This is a genomic window from Paraburkholderia sp. BL6665CI2N2 (assembly GCF_004366535.1).
Lineage (GTDB): Bacteria > Pseudomonadota > Gammaproteobacteria > Burkholderiales > Burkholderiaceae > Paraburkholderia.
The window spans coordinates 4,490,134-4,511,478 of the sequence record NZ_SORC01000001.1; the positions used below are offsets into that span (position 1 = coordinate 4,490,134).

Below are 21,345 nucleotides of genomic sequence, written 5' to 3' on the forward strand. Positions count from 1 at the left end.
GCAATGGGCCGCGGGTGAGAGGGTGGTTCGGGCGTGGCTGTGAGCGTTGGGACTGGCTTTTGATTTTGTGTTTTTGGGCGCTGGCCTACTTTGCGATGTGCCTTTTGTGCGGTTCGCCGACTGAGACTAAGCGCAGCGAGCGAGGGCGTCAGGACACGATGCGCATCGTCCCAACGCCCCCCACCGTAAGCGCGTGTGGCTTTACGCCGTGGCCTCTTTGACCGCGCCGGCAATCGATTCCGCATGAAGAAGTGCGTCGGCGGCACTTTCCGCTTCCACCATCACGCGCAGCACCGGCTCCGTGCCGGACGCGCGGATCAGCACGCGGCCGCGGCCGTTCAGCGCGCTCTCCGCCTTGGCGATGGCGCGGCGGATCACGTCGCTACTCTTCCAGTCCGCGCCAGGCTTCATGCGCACGTTGATCAGCTTCTGCGGGAACAGCGTGACGCCGTCGAGCAGATCGGCGAGCGTTTTCTCGCTGCGCTTCATGGCTGCCAGCACCAGCAACGCAGAGACAATGCCGTCGCCCGTGGAATGACGGTCGAGCGAAAGAATATGGCCGGAGCCCTCGGCGCCCAGTTGCCAGCCGTGTTCGCGCAACTGTTCGAGCACGTAGCGATCGCCGACCGCCGCGCGCACGAACTTCACGCCGGCTTCCTGCAACGCCACTTCCACCGCCATATTCGTCATCAGGGTGCCGACTGCGCCGTCCACTTTGCCGTCGGTCGCGACACGGTCCTTGACCAGGATGTAGAGCAGTTCGTCGCCGTTGTAGAGACGCCCTGCCGCGTCGACCACCTGCAGACGATCGGCGTCGCCATCGAGCGCGATGCCCAGATCCGCATGATTCGCGCGCACAGCGCGCACCAGCGCATCCGGTGCGGTCGCGCCGACCCCGTCGTTGATGTTGAAGCCGTTCGGCGCGACGCCGATCGGAATCACTTCGGCGCCGAGTTCGTGGAACACGTGCGGCGCGACGTCATAGGCGGCGCCATGCGCGCAGTCGACCACCAGCTTCAGGCCGTGCAGGTCGAACGCCGCCGGAAACGTGCTCTTGCAGAACTCGATGTAGCGGCCAGCCGCGTCGTCGAGACGCCGCGCCTTGCCGAGTTGCTCGGATGCCGCGCAGGCGAGCGGCAGATCGAGTTGCTCCTCGATCTGCGCTTCCACTTCGTCCGGCAACTTGTTGCCGTCGGCGGAGAAAAATTTGATGCCGTTGTCGTAGTACGGGTTATGCGATGCACTGATCACCACGCCCGCGGCGAGCCGCAACGCGCGCGTCAGGTAGGCGATGCCGGGAGTGGGCATCGGACCGGCCAGCATCACGTCCACACCTGCTGCGGAGAAACCTGACTCGAGCGCGGCTTCGAGCATGTAGCCCGACACCCGCGTGTCTTTGCCGATCAACACGGTTGGCCGCGTGCCGCTTTTGGCCCAGCGGTCCGCGCCTGCCAACACCTTGCCGGCCGCGTAGCCGAGCCGCAATACAAACTCCGGCGTGATAGGTCCTTTGCCGACTTTGCCCCGAATGCCGTCCGTTCCAAAATAACGACGTGCCATGTTTTATCTTCCTCCTTGGCTTGTGGGTTCAACCGCGCGCGCGGCTGTGCTTCGCCGCGTCGCGCATGGTTGCCCATACTTTCAATGCATCTACAGTTTGCGCGACGTCGTGTACACGCAGAATCGCAGCGCCCCGTTCAGCGGCGCACACGGCCGCCGCAATACTGCCCGCGACGCGTTCCGGCGCCGGGCGTTCCACCACCGCGCCGACCATCGACTTGCGCGACATGCCGGCAAGAATGGGATAAGGCGGCTCAGCTCGCGGCGCCGTGTCCGGCAGATGCGCGAGCAGCGTGTAATTATGCTCGACTACGGTCTTGCCGAAACCGAAACCTGGGTCCACGCTGATACGAGCACGCGCAATGCCCGCCTGCTTCAGCGCCGCGACCCGCTCCTCGAGAAAATCGCGAACCTCGCTCACCACATCGTCATAGACGGGCTCACCGACCTGCATGGTCTGCGGCTCGCCGAGCATGTGCATGACGCACACGCCGCATTGACTGTCGCGCACCGCGTCGATTGCGCCCGGCATGCGGAAGCCCCAGATGTCGTTGATCAGATCGGCGCCGGCGGCCAGCGTATGGCGCATCACTTCAGGCTTGTAGGTGTCGATCGACAACGGCACATTCGCACCACGCAGTTGCTCGACGAGCGGGATCACTCGATCCAGTTCTTCGTCGAGCGACACCGGCGGCGCGCCCGGACGCGTCGATTCGCCGCCGATATCGATAATGTCCGCGCCGTCGAGCATCATACGCTCGGCCTGGCGCAACGCATCGCCGCGCATAGCGTATTTGCCGCCGTCGGAAAAAGAATCGGGAGTGACGTTCAGAATGCCCATGACCAACGGGCGTTCAAAGGTCAGCTTGAAACGGCCGCACTGCAGCGGCTCGGGAATAGGCAAAAAAGGGAATTCGACTTTCGACACGTGGAAGTGCTTCACGCAAACGGATAAATGCAAAACGGGCCGGTGTGAAAACACACCGGCCCGCACTTTCTACTGGTCGCCTATCAGGCCGGCGCGGTCGCGCTGCCCGGTTTGACCTCGGTGCCCGGGCTGCCGCCCGACGAGGCGTCGGTTGCCGACGGCGGCGAGCTCTTCGGCGAACGCGGCGGACGGCCTGCCATGATGTCGTTGATCTGATCGGCGTCGATCGTTTCCCACTCCATCAACGCGGCGGTCATCGCTTCGACCTTGTCGCGGTTCTCGTCCAGCAGGCGCTTCGCGAGATTGTATTGCTCGTCCAGCACGCGACGGATTTCGGCGTCGACCTTCTGCTGCGTCGCTTCCGAAATGGTGCGCGTGAAACCGCGGCCAAACGGCGTGGCGTCGTTTTCGTCGTCGACGTAGACCATCGGTCCAAGTGCGTCCGTCATGCCGAAGCGGGCCACCATGGCGCGCGCTGTTTGCGTCGCCTTGTTGAAGTCGTCCGACGCGCCGGTGCTGAGCAGGTTCAGGAACAACTCTTCCGCGACGCGGCCACCAAACAGGATCGCCAGGCGATCCAGCAGGTAGTCCTTCGAATACGTTTCGTTGTCATGCTCCGGCAACTGCCAGGTCACACCCAGCGCACGGCCACGCGGAATAATGGTGACCTTGTGCACCGGATCGGCCTTCGGCAACAGCTTGGCGATCACCGCATGGCCCGACTCGTGGTACGCCGTGGCACGCTTCGATTCTTCGCGGATCACAGCCGACTTGCGCTCCGGACCCATGAAGATTTTGTCTTTCGCATCTTCGAAGTCGTTCATTTCGACGATGCGCTTGCCGCGGCGAGCCGCAAACAAAGCTGCTTCGTTCACGAGGTTCGCCAGATCGGCGCCCGAGAAGCCCGGCGTGCCGCGTGCGATCACCGCTGCGTCGACGTCGTTCGAAATCGGCACCTTGCGCAGGTGAACCTTCATGATGTGCTCACGGCCGCGAATGTCCGGCAGACCGACGTACACCTGACGGTCAAAACGGCCCGGACGCAGCAGCGCTTTGTCGAGCACGTCCGAACGGTTCGTTGCGGCGATCACGATCACGCCCGAGTTCGCTTCGAAGCCGTCCATCTCGACGAGCATCTGGTTCAACGTCTGCTCGCGTTCGTCATTACCGCCGCCCATGCCGGCGCCGCGATGACGACCGACCGCGTCGATTTCGTCGATGAACACGATGCAAGGCGCATGCTTCTTGGCCTGCTCGAACATGTCGCGCACCCGAGCCGCGCCGACACCGACGAACATTTCGACGAAGTCCGAACCCGAGATGCTGAAGAACGGCACTTTCGCTTCACCCGCGATAGCACGCGCCAGGAGCGTCTTACCGGTTCCCGGCGGGCCGACCAGCAGCACGCCGCGCGGAATGCGGCCGCCCAGCTTCTGAAATTTCTGCGGATCGCGCAGAAAGTCGACCAGTTCGGAGACTTCTTCCTTGGCTTCGTCGCAACCGGCGACGTCGGTGAAATTGATTGCGTTGTTGTTTTCGTCGATCAGACGTGCACGGGATTTGCCGAACGAGAACGCACCGCCTTTCCCGCCCCCCTGCATCTGTCGCATCATGTAGAACCAGAAACCGATGATCAGGATCGTCGGTCCGAGGTAGTACAGCGCGGACACCAGCGCATTGGGTTCGTCATCAGCCTTGCCGCTCACCTGAACGCCATACTTCATCAGATCGCCGACCATCCAGATGTCGCCGGGCGACACGATCTGGTACTTCTGGCCGTCTGCTGGAGTGACCGTGAGGTTCCGCCCCTGGACAATGACGTTCTTGACTTTGCCGTTCTTCGCGTCGTCCATGAACTGCGAATAGGAAACGCCTTCCTGGACACGGGGCTTGTCGAACTGCTTGAACACCGTAAACAGCACCAGTGCGATAACCAGCCACACTGCTGCTTTCGAAAACATATTGTTGTTCAAAGCACCACTCCTTCACTTAGACGGGCGCCTACATTTGCCTTGCGGCACCACGAAAGCATTCTAATCCAGTCCGCAGACCCCTGCCATAAGGTTTCACTACCACAGAAATAGGACAGCGGGTCAGTGCCGCACCCATTTCCGAGGCCATGATCGCATTATCGGCAGATGCGGAACCGTCCTGCAGCGTCCTATGCGGGCCGCTTGAGATGCTTACCCAAAATAAACGTTTCTGACGATTTATCCCGCGACGCTTTCGGCTTGCGGGCCGCCACCACCTTAAATTGATGCTTGAACTTTTCGACAATCTGGCTGTAACCGCTGCCGTGAAAGCATTTGACTAAAAGGGCACCATCCTGCTTGAGGTGATTTTGCGAGAACTCCAGCGCGAGATCGCACAGATGCTCGATTCGCGCGGCATCCGCCACCGCCACTCCCGACAGGTTGGGCGCCATATCCGAAATTACAAGATCAACCTGCCGTTCGCCGACCAATTCTTCCAGTTGACCGACCACGCTGTCTTCGCGGAAGTCGCCCTGAACGAAAGTGACGTCGGCAATCGGTTCCATCGGCAGGATGTCCAGCGCGATGATCGTGCCGTCGATGCCACCTTCGCGCTCGGCGTCGCGCTGCGAACCCTTGGCAAGCTTGTTACGCGCGTACTGACTCCAACTGCCGGGCACCGAACCGAGGTCGACGATCACCTGGCCGGGACGGATCAGCTTGTCCTGTTCGTCGATTTCCTTGAGCTTGTAGGCCGCGCGGGCACGATAGCCCTCCCGCTGCGCCATTTTTACGTACGGGTCGTTGATGTGATCATGCAACCACGCCGTGTTGAATTTGTTTTTTGCCATTAAGCGTTGAACTCTTGCTGCGTTATGACACGCTTTAGGGGATAATACGCGGTTAATTCGCGCGGACGCCGCCAAAACTGGCAGTCATCCGCGATTCTGTTGTTCTGACGCGCCGCCCTGCGCGATTGGCCGAATCTCTCGGTTATGCAGGTGCCGCCATTTTAGTCGAGTCTCCCACTTTCCATGCCCGCCCTCAAAGTCTCTTCCGACCAACGCGCCGAGTTGCGCTCCCAGGCACATGCGCTCAAACCGGTCGTGCTCGTCGGCGCCGAAGGCTTGACCGACGCTGTGCTCTCCGAGATCAAGGTGCACCTTGGCGCTCATCAGCTCATCAAAATCCGCGTGTTCGGTGACGAACGCGAAGAGCGCATCGCGATCTACGAAGAAATCTGTGACAAGCTGAACGCCGCGCCGATCCAGCATATCGGCAAGCTGCTGGTGATCTGGAAGCCGGAACCCGCCCAACCGGCGGTGAAGACCAAACGCGGCGCCCTGCCGAGCGCCCGCGAAGCCGCTGTCGAAGCCAAACCGGGCAAGGGCCGCGCGCCGCGCGTCGTGACCGTGGTGAAGCCCAGCGAAATCCCGATGCGCAAACCCAAGGCCAAAGCCGTCGTGGTGCGTGGCAATGAACGCGTGACGCAAGGCGGCAACATCAAGCGCGCCAAGAAACGCCAGGCCAGCGCGAAGCGCTCGCATCAGTCGTCGAAATAAGCGAATGATGAAAGGTGCGGGCGGCGTCCGCACCTCGACGTGGGGCGGCTTGATCACGACTTCAAAACTTGAGATCGCTCAGCAAGCTCGCCGCGTTCTGGCTTGCGTACTCAGCGGCTGAAAGGAACGCGCCATGGCCGCTGGTGTCAGCCGGCCACGTTCCCTGCCGTGCCACGAGCACCCTGCTCCGCCGACGCCACACCTGCGCCCGCAGGCAGTTTCCACACCAGCGCCACGCCCAGCAGACTTTCGATCAGGTAGAACAGACTCGACACGCCGTGCAAAATGCCGAAGCGTGTTGCATAAGCCGAATGTCCGACATCGCTGCCCGCTTCGAGCGCGGCAATACGCATTGCATTCATAAACGGCTGCAACGCGAAGTAACCCACCAGCACGCACACCAGCATCCCCGCGATCAGCCAGCGCAACCGACGATATGCATCGCTGCCGCGCCGAACTAGCACGTTCGCGAGACCGAGTAGCAAAATGCCGCACACCGCACCCAGTACGCCTTCAATGCGGAACAGTTGCGCGGCCACCGCGCCAGCGGTCATCCGGTCGAGCGAGGTGAACAGCACAGGCGCGACCGCATAGCCGATAGTCAGCAGACTACCGACCCACACCACCGTCAATAAGCGGAAAAAACGATGCGGCATCAGGGACACCGGAGCCGCCTTCACACGTAGCTAACCGCGATGATTTCGTATTCGCGCACGCCGCCCGGTGCCTGCACCGACGCAACGTCGCCTTCCGACTTACCGATCAGGGCGCGCGCGATCGGCGAGCTGATCGAGATCAAACCATGATCGATGTCCGCCTCGTCGTCGCCGACGATCTGGTATTTGACCGACGCTCCCGAATCCAGGTCTTCCAGTTCCACGGTCGCGCCGAACACAACGCGCCCGTCCGCTTCTACTGCCGCCGGGTCGATCACTTGCGCGCCGGCCAGCTTCGATTCGATTTCAGCGATCCGGCCTTCGATAAAGCCCTGCTTTTCCTTCGCCGCGTCGTATTCCGCGTTTTCCGACAGATCGCCCTGGGCACGCGCTTCCGCGATCGAATTGATCACCGAAGGACGCTCAACCGATTTCAGGCGCTGCAATTCATCGCGCAACATTTCCGCGCCGCGCTTCGTCAATGGAACAGTGCTCATAAACAACTCTATGCAAAAAACAGCCGTAAAAAAAATCACCGCGGTTAAGTGCATTCCGCGGGGGCCAGAGCGCCGGGAAAAACCCGGCGCCAAGCACCTGCGGAACGCCGCTTAACCGCGGCACTTACATCTTGGACAGGTATTCGAAGCCTTAGTTTAGGCGAGCGTGCAGGCCTTGTAAATCATAGACTTCCAGATCCTTCAAATAGCGCAACCCTTCCACTGCGGCACGCGCGCCGGACATGGTCGTGTAGTACGTGACCTTGTTCGCCTGCGCGCTCATGCGGATCGAGCGCGAGTCCGCGATCGCCGCGCGGGTTTCGTCGACGGTCGTAAAGACCAGCGCGATCTCGCCGTTCTTGATCATGTCGACGATGTGCGGACGGCCGTCCTTCACCTTGTTGACGACCTTCACCGGCACGCCGGCCGCTTCGATCGCGGCAGCCGTGCCCTTGGTCGCGACGATCGGATAGCCGAGTTCGTGCAGCATGCGCGCCACTTCGACGGCCTTCGGCTTGTCGGCGTCCATCACGGTCAGCAGCACCGTGCCCGACTCCGGCAGACGCGAACCCGCCGCGAGCTGCGACTTGAACAGCGCTTCGCCGAAAGTCTGACCCACGCCCATCACTTCGCCGGTTGAACGCATTTCCGGTCCGAGCACCGGATCGACTGCCGGGAACTTGACGAACGGGAACACGGCTTCCTTCACGCTGAAGTATGGCGGATCGATTTCCTTCGTCACGCCTTGTTCAGCGAGCTTCTGACCGACCATGGCGCGCGCCGCGATCTTCGCGAGCGGCAGGCTGGTCGCCTTCGATACGTACGGCACCGTGCGCGAAGCGCGCGGATTCACTTCGAGCACATAGATGACGTCTTCTTTCGAGCCGTCCGCCTGCGGCACCTGCTGGATCGCGAACTGCACGTTCATCAGGCCGATCACGTTCAGCGCCTTCGCCATCGCGCCGGTTTGACGCTTCAACTCAGCCACGGTTTCCTTCGACAGCGAATACGGCGGCAGCGAGCAGGCCGAGTCGCCCGAGTGCACGCCCGCCTGTTCGATGTGTTCCATCACGCCGCCGATGAACACAGCTTCGCCGTCGGAGATGCAATCCACGTCGCATTCGATCGCGTCGTTCAGGAAGCGGTCGAGCAGCACCGGCGAGTCGTTCGACACCTTCACGGCCTCGCGCATGTAGCGCTCGAGGTCGCGCGGCTCGTGGACGATTTCCATCGCGCGGCCGCCGAGCACGTACGACGGACGCACCACCAGCGGATAGCCGATCTCGTCGGCCAGCTTGAGCGCTTCGTCTTCGGCGCGCGCGGTGCGGTTCGGCGGCTGACGCAGACCGAGGTCCTGCAGCAGCTTCTGGAAACGCTCGCGGTCTTCGGCGGCGTCGATCATGTCCGGCGACGTGCCGACGATCGGCACACCGTTCGCTTCGAGGTCGAGCGCGAGCTTCAGCGGCGTTTGACCGCCGTATTGCACGATCACCCCAACCGGCTTTTCCTTGTCGACGATTTCGAGCACGTCTTCGAGCGTGAGCGATTCGAAGTACAGACGATCGGACGTGTCGTAGTCGGTCGAAACGGTTTCAGGGTTGCAGTTGACCATGATCGTTTCGTAGCCGTCTTCGCGCATGGCGAGCGCGGCGTGCACGCAGCAGTAATCGAACTCGATGCCCTGGCCGATCCGGTTCGGGCCGCCGCCCAGCACCATGATCTTTTTGTTGCTGGTCGGGTTCGCTTCGCACTCTTCCTCGTAGGTCGAGTACATGTAGGCGGTTTTCGTGGCGAACTCGGCCGCGCACGTATCGACGCGCTTGTACACCGGGCGCACATTCAACTCGATACGGCGTTGACGCACTTCCGCCGGCTTCGCGCCAAGCAACTTTGCCAGACGACGATCCGAGAAGCCGCTCTGCTTCAGATACTTCAGCTCTTCCTTCGAGATGCTTGCGAGCGTGCGGCCCGCCAGCGCCTTTTCCTTCAGGATGATCTGTTCGATCTGCGCGAGGAACCACGGATCGATCGAGGTTTCTTCGAAAATTTCCTGCGCCGTCATGCCGATACGGAACGCGTCGCCCACGTACCAGATGCGATCCGGACCGGCTTCGCCGATCTCGCGGATGATCTCGTCGCGGTTATCGGTCTTTTCGTCCAGACCGTCGACGCCGACTTCCAGTCCGCGCAGCGCCTTCTGGAACGATTCCTGGAAGGTGCGGCCAATCGCCATCACTTCGCCGACCGACTTCATCTGCGTGGTCAGGCGCGAATCGGCTTCGCGGAATTTTTCGAACGCGAAACGCGGGATCTTGGTGACGACGTAGTCGATGGTCGGTTCGAACGATGCCGGGGTCTGGCCGCCGGTAATTTCGTTCTTGAGCTCGTCGAGCGAGTAGCCAACCGCCAGCTTCGCGGCGATCTTCGCGATCGGGAAACCGGTCGCCTTCGACGCCAACGCCGACGAGCGCGACACGCGCGGATTCATTTCGATCACGACCATGCGGCCGTCTTTCGGATTGATCGAGAACTGCACGTTCGAGCCGCCCGTATCGACGCCGATCTCGCGCAGCACGGCGAGCGATGCGTTACGCAGAATCTGATATTCCTTGTCCGTGAGCGTTTGCGCCGGCGCGACGGTGATCGAGTCGCCGGTGTGGATGCCCATCGGGTCCAGGTTTTCGATCGAGCAAACGATGATGCAGTTGTCCTTCTTGTCGCGGACCACTTCCATCTCGTACTCTTTCCAGCCGAGCAGCGACTCTTCGATCAGCAGTTCGCGCGTGGGCGACAGGTCGAGACCGCGCTTGCAGATCTCTTCGAACTCGTCGCGGTTATACGCGATGCCGCCGCCCGAGCCGCCCAAGGTGAACGACGGACGGATCACGACCGGATAGCCGCCGCTGCCCGTTTGCGCAGCGATGTCCGCTTGCACCGCCAGCGCTTCTTCCATGGAATGCGCGGTGCCCGATTTGGCCGAACCGAGGCCGATCTTGGTCATCGCGTCCTTGAACTTCTGGCGGTCTTCCGCCTTGTCGATCGCTTCCGGCGACGCGCCGATCAGCTCGACCTTGTACTTTTCCAGCACGCCGTGCGCGTGCAGATCGAGCGCGCAGTTCAGCGCGGTCTGGCCGCCCATCGTCGGGAGGATCGCGTCGGGGCGCTCCTTGGCGATGATGCGCTCGACGACTTCCCACGTGATCGGCTCGATGTAGGTCACGTCGGCCGTGTTCGGGTCGGTCATGATCGTCGCCGGATTGCTGTTGACGAGAATGACCTTGTAGCCTTCCTCACGCAGCGCCTTGCATGCCTGCGCGCCCGAGTAATCGAACTCGCACGCCTGGCCGATGATGATCGGACCCGCGCCGATGATGAGGATGCTCTTGATGTCTGTCCGCTTGGGCATAACGCTCTCGCTAATGTATTCCTGTGTCCACCGGAGTTGGCGCTTTAGCGCCTTACTCCGGTGCCATGCAACCTGGTTGCTATTCTTTCCGTCGGCGCGCGCCGCCGTGGCGTTGCGCGCGCTCTACTCTGTCCGGTGCGGCTCGCCGCGTGTGCGTCGCTTTACGCCATGTACTTCGGCGTGTGCGCCGGTCACGCGCGGCGCGGCGTGAGCCAAGCGCCGCCGGGACTTGTCTGCCGCTTTATGCCGCTGCGGTCTTGCCAGCCTTCTTCGTGTCCATCAACGCCGTGAAGCGGTCGAACAGATAGGCGATGTCATGCGGACCAGGCGACGCTTCCGGGTGACCCTGGAAGCAGAACGCCGGCTTGTCGGTCAGCGCGAAGCCCTGCAGCGTGCCGTCGAACAGCGAAACGTGCGTGGCGCGGGCGTTGGCGGGCAGCGTGTCGGCATCGACCGCGAAACCGTGGTTCTGCGACGTGATCACCACGCGGCCATCCTCCAGATCTTTCACCGGATGGTTCGCACCGTGGTGGCCGGTCTTCATCTTCATGGTTTTGGCGCCGACCGCCAGACCCATGATCTGATGGCCGAGGCAGATACCGAAGGTCGGAATGCCGCGCTCGATCAGCTCCTTGGTGGCCGTGATTGCGTAATCGCACGGCTCCGGGTCGCCAGGACCGTTCGACAGGAAAATGCCGTCCGGATTGAGAGCGAGCGCGTCAGCAGCGCTGGCTTGCGCCGGCAGCACGGTGACGTGGCAGCCGCGTTCGGCCAGCATGCGCAGGATGTTGTACTTGACGCCGTAGTCGAACGCCACGACGCGGTACTTCGGCGCCGTTTGCGTGCCGTAGCCCTCGCCCAGTCGCCATTCGGTCTGGGTCCACTCGTAGGTTTCCCTGGTCGACACGACCTTCGCGAGGTCCATGCCCGAGAGGCCCGGGAACGAGCGCGCGAGTTCGATGGCTTTGGCTTCGTCGTCCGAACCGGCGAGGATCGCGCCGTTCTGCGCGCCCTTGTCGCGCAGAACGCGAGTCAGCATGCGGGTATCGAGACCGGCGATGGCAACCACGCCTTCGTCCTGGAGATATTGCGGGAGCGTGCGCTCCATGCGGAAGTTCGACGCGAGAACCGGCAGATCGCGAATGATCAGGCCGGCGGCATGGACTTTCGTAGCTTCGACGTCTTCGGCGTTCACGCCGACGTTGCCGATATGCGGATACGTGAGGGTCACGATCTGGCGCGCGTAGCTCGGGTCAGTCAGGATTTCCTGATAGCCGGTGATAGCGGTGTTGAACACGACTTCGCCGATGGTATGCCCGGGGGCGCCGATCGAGTAACCACGAAAGACCGTGCCGTCGGCGAGCGCGAGCAGAGCGGGAGAAAATGACGGCAACACGGGAGACTCCTTGGGGGAACACCCTGTTGCCGACCTGTCTATCCGACTGCGAGCCGCAGCGAAACGCATCCGGGATGCGCGCGCAGACTCGCTCGCGAACTGCCGTTGACGTTGCAAGGGGCGCGATGAGTCCATTGTGTGGACGGATCGGCTCGGGGCGTGGCCCTGCTTGCTACGCCGGTGGCGCGCGGCGGATGAACGGTATGGGAGAGGTAGGCGCTAGGGTGCGGGTTGATAAGCTCAAACCTCGGAATTATAGCGTGAAACTGCCCTTCCCTCCAAATCCGAGATGGCATCGGCATATGGCACGGTGCGGCTCGAAATCGCTGAAACTCTTGTCATGTCTGGCGCGGACGGTGATCTGGAGCGTTTCTGCCTGCGCAAATCGGGACAGTGCGGGGAGATGGGGCACCACCGGCGAATCACCCGGCGCCAGTGCCGTGACGACCAGCGAATGGGCGTGCCCGGCGGCAGACTGCGGGCTTGATTTTGCTTCAAGCGTCCTGCTCGGCGCGGACCTCGGCCGGGTGAACCAGCTTACGGCCCGGCAAGACATACCAGATCGCGCTCGCCACCTGCAACGCCACGAGAATGCCCCAAGCTGTCAGATGCGCGGCCGCCGGATAATGACCGCCGCTCGCCGGCCAATGCGACAGCACCCCGCCGACGCCGATCTGGAAGCCGAAAATCAGCAGGAAGATGATCAGCGTCAGCGTGGTATTCACGCGGCCGATCATCTGCGCCGGGAAGTGCCGCGCCATGACCGCGTAGCTGAGAATGCCGGTGCCGCCGAAAATGCCGTACGCCGCCCACAACAGGCCCGCGGGCAGCGGCGCCTTGAACATGATGAGCAACTGGGTCACGACGTACAGCGCCATGCCGATGCCGCAAAACGCGTAAAGCGAGATGCCGCGCCGTTCGAGACCGCGCGCCGCCGCGCCGAAGCCCACGCAGCCGGCCATCATCGCGAAGCCGAGAATCGAAACAAGCGCCGCGGCTTCGCGCGGCTCGAAGCCCTGCACGTCACGCAGCCACGCACCGACCCACAGCGACTGCATCGCATAGAAGACGCCTTGCGTGACCACCGAGAACGACGCGATCTTCCAGAACGCCGCGCTGCGCAGAATATGCAGCGTGCCTTTGAACTGGGCACCCAGACTCGCCTGATGATGCAATTCCTTCGTGTCCGGCGCGAGCGTCCACTGCGCCAGCGCGACCAGCACCGTCAAGATACCCAGCCCGACGCAGACGGTGCGCCAGCTGGCGAACGTCAGCACCCACGTCAGCGGCGAGCCGACCATCACGCCGCCGAAGCCGCCGATCGCCATCACGAGGCCGTTCATTAGCGGCAGGCGCGCGGCGGCGAAGTGTTGCGCCAATGCCTTGAATGCGGCGCCAAGACACACGGAGACGCCGACGCCGATCAGCAGCCGCCCCACCATCATCACGCCGACGCTATGAGCGGCGCCGAACACCCAAATGCCGAGCGCGGCAAATAGCAGCGTGACGGCCGTGACACGCCGCGCGCCGAAGTGATCGAGCAGGACGCCAGCCGGAATCTGAGCGCCCGCAAAGCCGAGAAAATAAAGACTCGTGAGCAAGCCCAGATCCGCAGCCGACAGGCCGAGATCGTGCGTAATGAACGGCGCAAAGCCAAGATTGACGCCGCGGAACACGTAGGAAACGAAATAGCCGGCGGAGAACAGCAAGAAGACGCGCAACTGGGTCGACGACATGAGTTTTGAGTTAGGCGGCTGGCCGAATGGGTTTGACCGAAGCACGAAAGATAAAGGAAAAGCGCCGGCTTTGCGCGAAACGATCTGCACAATGAAAAACGCCGTCACCACAGGTGACGGCGTTGGAAAAGCGCGGTGCGTGATCGGAGCGCAATGCATGCGCTGCCCCGCAACGCATGCGGTCGCTACCGTGTGAGCCGCTATTGGTCTACTTACTCTTCTTCGCGCTGGCCGCGGTCTTCGGGCGGCTCTCTGCCGCAGCCTTCGACGCCTTGCTGGACGTGGAAGCCGACACCTTGGTCACCTTGCCCTTGCTGGCGCTGGATGCCGTCGGCTTGACGACCCTGCCTACCGGCTCGGAAACTTTCACTACCTCGGCCCGGCCACGACCCTTCTTTTTGTCGTAGCGCGATTCGCTTCTGGTGTCCGCGACGCGGGTGCCGATCTTCTCGACGCCGCCGCCTTGCACATCGGTCGCGATGCGTTCCGGACCCGGCTCGCTAGGCATGGCCTTGCCGACCGGCACGTGCAGCACGATCACCTGACCGCGCGAAACGGCATCGCGATGCGTACGGTTCCATGCCTTCAACTGCCCGACCGATACGCCATAACGCACAGCGATGGCTGCCATCGACTGATTGCGACGTACGCGAATCAGCATCTTGCGCGTATCGGGGACGTCGGGCTCCATAGCCAGCACGGCGCTTTCGGCGACGTCGGCGCTAATGTCCTCGTCGTCGTCCGAGCCGCGCGGCACCACGATCGTGGAGCCGGGTTTCAACCGCATGCCGACCGGAATCTTGTTCACTTCCATCAGCGTGTCGGCGTCGACACTGATCTTTTGCGCGATTGCCGCGGGTGTCGCGCGCTCGGTGACCGTGTACGTGGTCCACGACGACAGCGAGCCTGAGTAAGTCTTCAGATTGCGCTCGAAGGCGCTGGCGTTGTCGAACGGCAGCAAAATCTGCGGCTGCGTGGCGCCGAGAATCACCGGCTTCCTGAACGACGGGTTCAGCGAGCGGAACTCGTCAAGGGACAGATTGGAGAGCTTGGCGGCCATGTCCACGTCGATGTCGTGCGATGTGGTCACCGTCACGAAATACGGGTGGTTCGGAATGGTCGGCAGCGTGAGTCCGTACATTTGCGGGTTCATCACGATGTTCTTCACCGCCTGCAGCTTCGGCACGTAGTTACGCGTCTCGTTCGGCATGCGCAGGCTGAGGTAGTCGGTGGGTAAGCCCGCCGCCTCGTTGCGCGCAATCGCGCGCTGCACGTTGCCCTCGCCCCAGTTGTACGCCGCGAGCGCCAATTGCCAGTCGCCGAACATGTCATGCAGACGCGACAGATAGTCGAGCGCGGCGCTGGTCGACGCCAGCACGTCGCGGCGCTCGTCCTGCCACATGTTCTGCTTGAGGTTGTAGGTGCGGCCCGTGCCCGGCATGAACTGCCACATGCCGGCCGCCTTCGCCACCGACAACGCCTGCGGGCTATACGCCGATTCGATAAACGGCAGCAACGCGAGCTCGGTTGGCATATGGCGCGCCTCGAGCTCTTCGACGATGTGATACAGGTACTTTTGCGAGCGCTCGGTCATGCGCTGCACGTAATCAGGACGCTGCGCGTACCAGTTCACCTGCATGTCGACGAGGTCGGTTTGCAGGTCCGGCATCTGGAAACCACGGCGAATACGGCCCCAAAGGTCGGCGTCGGCGCTCGTCAACTGAGTGACGGAGCCTTGATCGACGTTGATCGTCTCTTTGGCGGTGGCTGACTTGCGAAGGGCGTCTGCTACGGCTTGCTGACTGGCGGGGTTGGTTGCGGTGTTCGGAATGCTCGTCGTCGGTCCCTGGCTCGCGCAGGCGGCGAGCGTCAGGACCAGCAACGCACTAAAGATAAATCGCATGAAAATCTCGGCTTCCACAAGGGCTGGAATTTGCAGCCGATAGTACGAAACGGCAACGTTTACGTCAATCGGAAAATTACGAAAAAATCAAGTAAATCTTGGGCTTGGCGAATTTTTCCGATTCTTCGCGTGAGGATTACCCTGCCAGGAGGCGCGTCAACGGAAGCGGTTTTTCCATTCGCGCATCAAGGTAAAGGCTGTTAATCGATCCGGCACCTTCTCGTGCAACTGCTCCTGCAAGGTCGCCTGAACCGCCGCAACGCCGGCGCGCAAAAACGGATTCACGGCGCGTTCATGGGCGATCGTGGTGGGCAGCGTGGGCACGTCGCGCGCGCGCAGTTCGCTCGCTTTGTCCCGCCAGGCTTGCAGTTCGGCGTTGCCAGGCTCGCAGGCGAGCGCGAAGCGGATATTCGACAGCGTGTATTCGTGCGCGCAGTGAACCTCGGTCGCGCCGGGCAGCGCGGCCAGCGCGTCCAGCGAGGCGAGCATCTGCTTCGGCGTACCTTCGAACAGCCGGCCGCAACCGCAGGCGAACAGCGTGTCGCCGCAAAACACGTGCGGCGTGCCGTGCGGGTCGGCCGCCTGGAAATAGGCGATGTGGCCGCTCGTATGGCCCGGCACGTCGAGCACGCTTAATTCGAGCGCGGGCGCGGCAATCGACACGTGATCGCCATTTTTGAGACGATGCGTGAGATGCTCGATCGCTTCACCAGCGGGGCCGTAGACGGGCACGGCCTGGCCATTCAGCAGATCGGCCACACCGCCGACGTGGTCTTGATGATGGTGCGTGAGTAAAATAGCGCTCAGCCGCCAACCCCGTTTCGCCAGATAGGCTTTTACGGGGGCGGCCTCACCCGGATCGACGACCGCCGCGTGGTGTCCGTCGGAAACGACCCAGATGTAATTGTCATCAAACGCCGGGACCGGTACGTACTCGAGCGCATTCATAGGCGACGCATTCTTTGATATGACTGACCGAGCGATTATAGACTGGCCCGCCTGGACCGACTCGCCACCTGGCCGATACGTACTCGAGTGGGAGCAAACCCAGCTCGACCGCGTGGTGTCGGACGTGTTCGGTTACCATGCGCTGCAACTCGGCTTGCCGCAACTCGACGCCTTGCGCGAGAACCGGATGCCGTGCCGCGGGCTCGTGCTCGACGCCGCGAGCGGAGCGAGCGCGCCGTATGCGTATCCGCGCGGCGCGGGGCGTGCCGGCAATGGCGATCGCAACGGTTCGCATAACGGCACCACACAGAGCGGACTTGTGGGCCTGCCGGCGCCGGCTGGACGGAGCGCCGTCTGGTGCGACCTGCTGGACCTGCCGTTCGAAGCGCAAAGCGTCGATCTGATCGTCATGCCGCACACGCTGGAATTCACGAGCGACCCGCACCGTCTGTTGCGCGAAGCCGAGCGCGTGCTGATGCCCGAAGGCCAGTTGATCATTCTCGGCTTCAATTCGCTGTCGCTGTGGGGCGCGCGGCAATCGGTCGGCAAGATGACCGGCCGGCCGTTCGTGCCGGCCGCCGTCGACCTGATCGCCTTCACGCGTCTGAAAGACTGGATCAAGCTGCTCGGCTTCGACCTTGAACGCGGGCGTTTCGGCTGCTATCGTCCGCCGCTTGGCAGCGAGCAATGGCTCGCCCGCTACGGTTTCATGGAAGCCGCCGGCGACCGCTGGTGGCCGATTTTCGGCGCCACCTACATGATCAAGGCGATCAAGCGCGTGCGCGGCATGCGTCTCGTCGGCCCGCTGAAAGTGAAGAAACCCGTCCTCGCCGCAGGCCTCGCGCCCGCCGCCACACCGAATACACGTAACCATACTCAATGACTTCCGATCTCATCGATATTTATACCGACGGCGCCTGCAAGGGCAACCCAGGCCCGGGCGGCTGGGGCGCGCTGCTGCGCTTCGGCGACCAGGAAAAAGAACTGTTCGGCGGCGAAGCCAACACCACCAACAACCGCATGGAATTGATGGGCGTGATCGCCGCGCTTGAAGCACTAAAGCGCCCTTGCAAAGCGGTCGTGCACACCGACTCGCAATACGTGCAGAAAGGCATCAGCGAATGGATCCACGGCTGGAAGAAGAAAGGCTGGATCACCGCCGCGAAACAACCGGTCAAGAACGCGGATTTGTGGAAGCGGCTCGACGCGCTCGTCGCGCAACACGAAATTGAGTGGCGCTGGGTGCGCGGGCACAACGGCCACCCGGAAAACGAGCGCGCCGATCAGTTGGCCAATCGCGGCGTCGCATCACTCGCGCAGATGTAACTCCTGCCGCGACGGCGCGCGCCGGGCCAGCTAGCCGCGTGCACATCCTTTTTTCTGCAAATATTTTTAGGCAGCTAATCCGACATGCGTCAACTCATCCTCGATACCGAAACCACGGGCCTGAATGCCCGCACCGGCGACCGGATCCTTGAACTCGGTTGCGTCGAAATGGTGAACCGTCGGCTGACGGGCAACAACCTGCACTTCTATATCAACCCGGAACGCGACAGCGATCCGGGCGCGCTGGCCGTGCACGGACTGACCACCGAGTTCCTGAGCGACAAGCCGAAGTTCGCCGAGATTGCCGATCAGTTTCGCGACTTCATCCAGGACGCGGAACTGATCATCCATAACGCACCGTTCGATATCGGCTTTCTCGATGCCGAGTTCGCCTTGCTGGGTTTGCCGCCGGTGAAAACCTACTGCGGCGAAATCATCGACACGCTGGCGCGCGCCAAGCAGATGTTCCCCGGCAAGCGCAATTCGCTTGACGCACTGTGCGACCGCTTCGGCATCAGCAACGCGCACCGTACGCTGCACGGCGCCCTGCTCGACTCGGAACTGCTCGCCGAAGTCTATCTGGCGATGACGCGCGGCCAGGAAAGCCTTGTCATCGACATGCTCGGCGAGTCGCACGGCGGCGGCGATTCGCATGCGCCGCGCGTGGCGATCAGTTCGCTCGACCTGATCGTGATTTCCGCCAGCGACGATGAACTCGCCGCGCATCAGTCAGTGCTCGACGGTCTCGACAAGGCGGTCAAGGGCACCAGCGTGTGGCGCCTCGAACCGGCGCCCGCTGCGGATGAGCAAACCGCTTAAAAAATACTGGACGAGCCCGAAAATTGCTGACATAATTCGGCTCTCTTCGGGTGGTTAGCTCAGCGGTAGAGCACTGCCTTCACACGGCAGGGGTCACTGGTTCGATCCCAGTACTACCCACCAGAATTTTGGTGTGTCGATCACCGAAGACTAAAGGGCTTACGTAGAAATGCGTGAGCCCTTTTTCATTTCGTGTTTGGCCTATAGAACAGCGTGCGGACACCGTACGGAATGCCAGGCAGATTCCAACACTCAACGTCGGACCCAGTCGTCAACTCCGAATCTTCGTACGTTTGCGACCGCCTGAAACTACTGATATAGTTCGCACTCGGGCTTTCGCCCCGTCCATCTTTCCACTTCATTCGACCATAGGGAGGCGTCACATGTTTGCAATGCGTATCGCCGTCCCCGGCATGGTCTCGCGAGCGTTTTCGCGATCTTAATCTGTCCGATTAAGTCGCCGAATTGCCGTTCACGTGGTGTCGCCTGAATCAGGCACTCCGCGCATTCCCAGACAGTCCGCAGTTCAATCGCCGATGTATTCCGGCGCGTTTTGACTGTCTCGCCCTTTCGCTTCTGACTGGAACCTCGCTGCGCTCATGCGCCACGGGGCGTGACAAATGACCAGAAAAAAACTCGACTTTCGCGGACAAGCCTTCAAGGACGTCCTCGGCTTTACCTTCCTCCACTGGGCGCAGCAGCCCTGGCGCATCGTCGTCATCACAGCGCTGGTGCTGCTCTCGGCATTGGCCGACGTACTCACGCCAATGTTCGCGGGACGCCTCGTGGACGCCATCGCGTCCGGCGCGGCGAGCAACACCGTCGCCTGGCATGCCGCGCTCACGGCATTCTGCGTGCTGGGCGCGCTCGGCCTCGGCGCCACCTTGCTGCGGCAAGGCGTGTATTTCAACATCATCCGGCTCACGCTCAAGATGATGAGCGAGATCGCGGCCAACGCGTTTCATCGCGTGCAACGCTTTTCGACCGACTGGCACGCCAACAGCTTCGCCGGTTCCACCGTGCGCAAGATCACGCGCGGCATGTGGGCGCTCGACCTGCTCAACGACACGCTGCTGATCGCCCTGTTGCCGTCTCTCGTCATGCTGCTCGGCGCGACCGTTCTGCTCGGCTGGCGCTGGCCGATGATGGGCGCGGTCGTCGGCATCGGCTCGGTGCTCTACATCGCGGTGACGGTGGCCATGTCGCTGGGCTTTGTCGCGCCGGCCGCACGTCTCGCGAATGCGTGGGACACGCGCATGGGCGGCGCGCTCGCCGACGCGGTCAGTTGCAACGGCGTGGTCAAGGCGTTCGGCGCGGAAGAGCGCGAAGAAGCGCTGCTCGCGCGCGTGATCGCCAAGTGGCGGCACCGCACGCGCCGCACATGGATGCGCGGCACGATCAACGGCGGCGTCCAGGGCGGCATGCTGGTGGCGATCCAGACCGCGATCCTCGGTGCGGCGCTGCTGTTGTGGGCGCGTGGTGAGGCGGGCGTCGGCGACATCACGTTCGCACTGACCATGTTCTTCATGCTGCAAGGCTATCTACGCGAAGTGGGCATGCACATCCGCAACCTGCAACGCTCAGTCAACGACATGGAGGAACTGGTGTCGCAGGAAAGCCAGCCGCTCGGCATCGAAGACCGCCCCGGCGCGGGTCCGATCACGATCGGCAAAGGCGAGATCCGGTTCGAGCACGTCACCTTCCACTATGGAACGAACGGTCAGCCGCTTTACGACAAATTCTCCGTGCGCATTGCGCCGGGCGAGCGCGTCGGATTGGTCGGACATTCGGGTTCGGGGAAGACCACGTTCATCAAGCTCATCCAGCGGCTCTATGACATTTCGGAAGGCAGGATCACGATCGACGGTCAGGACATCGCCCAGGTGCGGCAGGCGTCGCTGCGCAGCCAGATTGCGATCGTTCAACAGGAGCCGGTGCTGTTTCACCGCTCGCTCGCCGAGAACATCGCGTATGCGCGGCCCGGCGCGAGCCGTGCCGAGATCGAGCACGCCGCGAAGCTTGCGAGCGCGCACGGCTTCATCACGGCGCTGCCCAATGGCTATGACACGCTGGTCGGGGAACGCGGCGTCAAGCTCTCGGGCGGCGAACGTCAGCGCGTCGCCATCGCACGGGCGTTTCTCGCCGACGCGCCGATCCTGATTCTGGACGAGGCGACGTCGAGTCTCGACAGCGAAAGCGAAGTGTTGATCCAGCAGGCCATGGAGCGGCTGATGATGGGCCGCACCACGTTGGTGGTGGCGCACCGTCTTTCCACCGTGCGCGCGCTGGACCGGCTGCTGGTGCTGGATAAGGGCAAGGTAATCGAGGAAGGCAGCCACGACGCGCTGATCAGACTCGAGAACGGCCTGTACCGGCGGTTGTTCGAACGCCAGGCGCTGGAGCTGATCAAGGGTCTGGGTGAACCGGAACTCGCGACGACTCGGGCCGCGCGGCAGAGCGTGAACCGGACCGACGACTCCAGCTTGCTGGTCGGGAAGTAAATTGAAGTGGGCGTGCGGGACGTCAGCTAGAAATCGCGAGTATTCAGGCGCGCTTTCGGTTGGCGTTCCACCGCCCGTTTTTTACGAGCGCGGACGCGGGTTCTAACGCGCAAGTGTTAGTGCTCACCGGCGCG

Annotated in this window: 16 protein-coding genes and 1 tRNA gene; 6 read left to right on the forward strand and 11 right to left on the reverse strand. The window is 62.4% G+C overall.

What is annotated here, in order from left to right; all coding sequences use genetic code 11:
* Positions 1-201 precede the first annotated feature (201 nt).
* From glmM to B0G81_RS19960, 4 genes are all read right to left on the reverse strand, one after another.
* Entirely contained in the window at positions 202-1,560 is a 1,359-nt protein-coding gene (glmM, locus tag B0G81_RS19945) for a phosphoglucosamine mutase (RefSeq protein WP_134138095.1), read from the reverse strand.
* A gap of 28 nt (positions 1,561-1,588) precedes the next feature.
* A complete protein-coding gene (folP, locus tag B0G81_RS19950) occupies positions 1,589-2,488 on the reverse strand; it encodes a dihydropteroate synthase (RefSeq protein ID WP_134138096.1) in 900 nt (299 codons plus the stop codon).
* 83 nt (positions 2,489-2,571) lie between these two features.
* The gene (ftsH, locus tag B0G81_RS19955; RefSeq protein WP_012433842.1) at positions 2,572-4,461 is read right to left on the reverse strand and encodes an ATP-dependent zinc metalloprotease FtsH; all 1,890 of its coding nucleotides are present in this window, start codon (positions 4,459-4,461) and stop codon (positions 2,572-2,574) included.
* A gap of 188 nt (positions 4,462-4,649) precedes the next feature.
* Complete coding sequence (locus tag B0G81_RS19960) at positions 4,650-5,312, reverse strand: RlmE family RNA methyltransferase (protein ID WP_134138097.1); 663 nt, start codon at positions 5,310-5,312, stop codon at positions 4,650-4,652.
* A gap of 183 nt (positions 5,313-5,495) precedes the next feature.
* Here B0G81_RS19960 and B0G81_RS19965 point away from each other — a divergent pair, with 183 nt between their 5' ends.
* Entirely contained in the window at positions 5,496-6,023 is a 528-nt protein-coding gene (locus tag B0G81_RS19965; RefSeq protein WP_134138098.1) for a YhbY family RNA-binding protein, read from the forward strand.
* Between the two features lie 146 nt (positions 6,024-6,169).
* Here the strand turns inward: B0G81_RS19965 and B0G81_RS19970 are convergent, their stop codons facing one another.
* The 7 genes from B0G81_RS19970 to gloB form a co-directional block, all read right to left on the reverse strand.
* A complete protein-coding gene (locus B0G81_RS19970) occupies positions 6,170-6,679 on the reverse strand; it encodes a DUF4149 domain-containing protein (RefSeq protein ID WP_106309784.1) in 510 nt (169 codons plus the stop codon).
* 20 nt (positions 6,680-6,699) lie between these two features.
* A complete protein-coding gene (gene greA, locus B0G81_RS19975) occupies positions 6,700-7,176 on the reverse strand; it encodes a transcription elongation factor GreA (protein WP_012433846.1) in 477 nt (158 codons plus the stop codon).
* A gap of 151 nt (positions 7,177-7,327) precedes the next feature.
* Positions 7,328-10,582, reverse strand: a complete 3,255-nt coding sequence (carB, locus tag B0G81_RS19980; protein ID WP_106283729.1) for a carbamoyl-phosphate synthase large subunit — start codon at positions 10,580-10,582, stop codon at positions 7,328-7,330.
* 241 nt (positions 10,583-10,823) lie between these two features.
* Complete coding sequence (carA, locus tag B0G81_RS19985; RefSeq protein ID WP_134138099.1) at positions 10,824-11,978, reverse strand: glutamine-hydrolyzing carbamoyl-phosphate synthase small subunit; 1,155 nt, start codon at positions 11,976-11,978, stop codon at positions 10,824-10,826.
* A 494-nt stretch (positions 11,979-12,472) separates the two neighbouring features.
* Entirely contained in the window at positions 12,473-13,714 is a 1,242-nt protein-coding gene (locus B0G81_RS19990) for an MFS transporter (RefSeq protein ID WP_134138100.1), read from the reverse strand.
* A 208-nt stretch (positions 13,715-13,922) separates the two neighbouring features.
* Positions 13,923-15,617, reverse strand: coding sequence for a transglycosylase SLT domain-containing protein (locus tag B0G81_RS19995; protein ID WP_134138101.1), 1,695 nt, complete (start codon positions 15,615-15,617; stop codon positions 13,923-13,925).
* 156 nt (positions 15,618-15,773) lie between these two features.
* The gene (gene gloB, locus B0G81_RS20000) at positions 15,774-16,565 is read right to left on the reverse strand and encodes a hydroxyacylglutathione hydrolase (RefSeq protein ID WP_116117953.1); all 792 of its coding nucleotides are present in this window, start codon (positions 16,563-16,565) and stop codon (positions 15,774-15,776) included.
* 19 nt (positions 16,566-16,584) lie between these two features.
* Here gloB and B0G81_RS20005 point away from each other — a divergent pair, with 19 nt between their 5' ends.
* The 5 genes from B0G81_RS20005 to B0G81_RS20025 all read left to right on the forward strand — a co-directional run bounded on the left by B0G81_RS20005 (position 16,585) and on the right by B0G81_RS20025 (position 21,211).
* A complete protein-coding gene (locus B0G81_RS20005) occupies positions 16,585-17,448 on the forward strand; it encodes a class I SAM-dependent methyltransferase (RefSeq protein ID WP_116117954.1) in 864 nt (287 codons plus the stop codon).
* Entirely contained in the window at positions 17,445-17,891 is a 447-nt protein-coding gene (gene rnhA, locus B0G81_RS20010) for a ribonuclease HI (protein ID WP_106283734.1), read from the forward strand. Before B0G81_RS20005 ends, rnhA begins: the two co-directional genes overlap by 4 nt.
* An 84-nt stretch (positions 17,892-17,975) precedes the next feature.
* Positions 17,976-18,710, forward strand: coding sequence for a DNA polymerase III subunit epsilon (gene dnaQ / locus B0G81_RS20015; protein ID WP_134138102.1), 735 nt, complete (start codon positions 17,976-17,978; stop codon positions 18,708-18,710).
* A gap of 48 nt (positions 18,711-18,758) precedes the next feature.
* Positions 18,759-18,833, forward strand: a tRNA-Val gene (locus B0G81_RS20020).
* 497 nt (positions 18,834-19,330) lie between these two features.
* Positions 19,331-21,211: an ABC transporter ATP-binding protein gene (locus tag B0G81_RS20025; protein ID WP_134138103.1), complete on the forward strand. Its 1,881-nt coding sequence runs from the start codon at positions 19,331-19,333 to the stop codon at positions 21,209-21,211.
* Positions 21,212-21,345: the final 134 nt, after the last annotated feature.

Bases quoted from the DNA above. Each gene is read 5' to 3' on its own strand.
- glmM (WP_134138095.1), bottom strand. From the start codon at position 1,560: ATGGCACGTCGTTATTTTGGAACGGACGGCATTCGGGGCAAAGTCGGC.
- B0G81_RS19960 (WP_134138097.1), bottom strand. From the start codon at position 5,312: ATGGCAAAAAACAAATTCAACACGGCGTGGTTGCATGATCACATCAAC.
- B0G81_RS19965 (WP_134138098.1), top strand. From the start codon at position 5,496: ATGCCCGCCCTCAAAGTCTCTTCCGACCAACGCGCCGAGTTGCGCTCC.
- B0G81_RS19970 (WP_106309784.1), bottom strand. From the start codon at position 6,679: ATGCCGCATCGTTTTTTCCGCTTATTGACGGTGGTGTGGGTCGGTAGT.
- greA (WP_012433846.1), bottom strand. From the start codon at position 7,176: ATGAGCACTGTTCCATTGACGAAGCGCGGCGCGGAAATGTTGCGCGAT.
- carB (WP_106283729.1), bottom strand. From the start codon at position 10,582: ATGCCCAAGCGGACAGACATCAAGAGCATCCTCATCATCGGCGCGGGT.
- B0G81_RS19990 (WP_134138100.1), bottom strand. From the start codon at position 13,714: ATGTCGTCGACCCAGTTGCGCGTCTTCTTGCTGTTCTCCGCCGGCTAT.
- B0G81_RS19995 (WP_134138101.1), bottom strand. From the start codon at position 15,617: ATGCGATTTATCTTTAGTGCGTTGCTGGTCCTGACGCTCGCCGCCTGC.
- gloB (WP_116117953.1), bottom strand. From the start codon at position 16,565: ATGAATGCGCTCGAGTACGTACCGGTCCCGGCGTTTGATGACAATTAC.
- B0G81_RS20005 (WP_116117954.1), top strand. From the start codon at position 16,585: ATGACTGACCGAGCGATTATAGACTGGCCCGCCTGGACCGACTCGCCA.
- rnhA (WP_106283734.1), top strand. From the start codon at position 17,445: ATGACTTCCGATCTCATCGATATTTATACCGACGGCGCCTGCAAGGGC.
- dnaQ (WP_134138102.1), top strand. From the start codon at position 17,976: ATGCGTCAACTCATCCTCGATACCGAAACCACGGGCCTGAATGCCCGC.
- B0G81_RS20025 (WP_134138103.1), top strand. From the start codon at position 19,331: ATGACCAGAAAAAAACTCGACTTTCGCGGACAAGCCTTCAAGGACGTC.